This window comes from Clostridium sp. AM34-9AC (genome assembly GCF_003480225.1).
Taxonomy (GTDB): Bacteria; Bacillota; Clostridia; order Lachnospirales; family Lachnospiraceae; genus Acetatifactor; species Acetatifactor acetigignens.
The window spans coordinates 1-2,196 of sequence record NZ_QUIU01000060.1; the positions used below are offsets into that span (position 1 = coordinate 1).

Consider the following 2,196-nt stretch of genomic DNA (forward strand, 5'->3'; position numbering starts at 1 on the left):
GGAAGTTCTTTCAGTTCGGTATCGATCCGGTAGAATTCTGCAATCTTTTGTAATGCCTGGTATGCCACGGAAGTTTTTACTGACAGGGGATTCTTTTTATCCGCTGCCTTTACGGCATCTGCAAAGGCTCTTCTTGCATGTGCCCAACAGTTTGCGTTTGTCACTCCCGGCAGTTTTTTGTCCAGCAGATGATACTGCTCCAGACTGTCCGTGACCAGAACTCCTTTGTAGTTCCGGTAAAACTCCAGCGGCTTTTCGTGATCCCTGCCTTTCTGGTATTCGTAGATCACCACAGGACGTTCCTTATAGAACTCCCCGGAACGGTGTACCCACATGTAGCATTTACTGTTCGGACGGTCACTGTCACCGATCACCTGTGTCGGTGTTTCGTCCGACTGTGTCACCGGTAGGGACAGCAGTTCCTGCTTCATACGATCCACAAACGGTGCAAAATATTTCTCAGCACACCGGATGATCCAGTTCGACATGGTCTGTCTGGAGATATTTACACCATTCCGCTGAAACTCCTGCTCGACCCTGTGCAGTGCAGAGGAGTTCACATATTTTACATTCAGAATGGATGCAAGCAGGGAAGGAGTAACGATGCTTCCACGCAGAAGATCCTTGGGGCGTTTTCCACGTAAGAATTCGTCCTGATGATCTCCGCCGGTTCCCACGTAGACTTCCACGGTATGGACTTCCACCGTCCAGGATTCCGGCTCATGGCGCAGTCTTTTGTAGGTTTCATCCTTCATTCTGCGCCAGTTGCCTGCACCATAAAACGTATCCAGTTCTTCTGTGGATACCTGATAAGGAGGAAGGATCTCTTCCGGGAAATCTTTCAGATCCGTTTCCCGCTGCCCTTTTTTCTTATGGTTACGTCGGGATGGAAGTACTTCCTCCGCAGCAGGCTCCGGGACAGACAGATTGCAGCAGTTTTCTGCCTCATCAAAGAAGGACAGCTGACCATCTATGGAATCCAGTGTTTCTGTATGTTTTCCGAAACGATAGCTGTTCGCTATGCGTACCTGTTCGATCAGCCGCTCGATGTTCTCATTCAGGGTATCCAGTTGTCCCTGCATCATAAGAACGATGGTGATCAGTTCTTCCCTGCTGCAGTTATTCAGTTCTTCCAATGTATGTCTGTCTGCCATTGTCCTGCTCCTTAAACTGTTTTCATTATACCAGAAAACACAAAGGATTGCGAACCGGCAACCCCGCAGGTTTCGTCATTCTGCCTATGCCTGTAAGGCGGTGTGATGGTCATAGAGCCAGGGAAATATAAAGTTTTCAAGGCGCTGAAATTTTATCCGGATCCTCCTGTGGATACGTCACAGACCAGGAAACAGCGTTCAGAGAGGCTGTAACACCGGGAATGGATCTGACCGGATAACAGGCATAAAAAATCTATGTTTTGCACAAAGATCAGGTGGGCTTTTGCGGTGTTACTTCCCTGACTTTGGGGTTCAGGGGATTCAGCCCCATCATAAGATAACGGAACTGTTCCTCTGTAAGGTCTGCGGCCTCTTCGCTGGTTCTAGGCCAGGACAGGGAACCTGCCTCCAGCCGTTTGTAGAGCTGAAGAAAACCGTCTCCCATCCATAGAAGTCCCTTGATGCGGTCGGACCGTCTGCCACAGAATAGGAATAAAGTTCCCTTTTCAAAAGGATTCTGATGGTATCTGCCTCCGATGATCATGGACAGCCCATCGATCCCTTTGCGCAGATCCACATATCCGCAGGCAATCACGACTCTGCGGATACCGGCAGCATCTTCAAGCATGAAGCACCTCCTGCAGCAGCCTGCAAAGCAGGGACTCTGAAATATCGTTTGATAATTCCAGCGTCAGGCGGCCTGATCTGATCACTGCAACCGGAGTCATTGCTGCCGGGACGGCTGGCACCGGTGTTGTGTCCAGAGCAGTTTTTACCGGGATTTCTACAAAAGAGAGGGCAGACGGGTTGGTGTCTTCCTGGAGTCCCTCCTGTTCACAGACTTCCCGGCGGATCTTTCGGAGCCAGTAATAATAAGATTTTTCAGAAATATCGTTTTCAACAAGCCACTGCTTTGCCGTAGTGCCTGCCGGTCTGTCCTGGCACTGTCGAATGATGTTTATCCAGTTCGACCTGCGGACATTGTGAGTTAATTGATCCATGCGCTTTAGCCTCCTCTAAAAAACTAATAGTTTTTTCGTGT

Annotated in this window: 3 protein-coding genes; all 3 read right to left on the reverse strand. The window is 49.4% G+C overall.

Translation table 11 applies throughout. From position 1 onward, the window contains the following. The coding region (locus DW835_RS17640) for an IS66 family transposase (RefSeq protein ID WP_118731510.1) at positions 1–1,154 on the reverse strand (1,154 nt) is incomplete at its 3' end. Positions 1,155–1,425: 271 nt separating this feature from the next. After that, on the reverse strand, positions 1,426–1,782 hold the full coding sequence (gene tnpB / locus DW835_RS17645; RefSeq protein ID WP_005602871.1) for an IS66 family insertion sequence element accessory protein TnpB: 357 nt from the start codon (positions 1,780–1,782) through the stop codon (positions 1,426–1,428). Further along, positions 1,775–2,155 (reverse strand): hypothetical protein, encoded by a 381-nt coding sequence (locus DW835_RS17650; RefSeq protein ID WP_005602870.1) that lies wholly within the window; start codon positions 2,153–2,155, stop codon positions 1,775–1,777. The genes tnpB and DW835_RS17650 overlap by 8 nt, the downstream gene beginning before the upstream one ends. Positions 2,156–2,196: the final 41 nt, after the last annotated feature.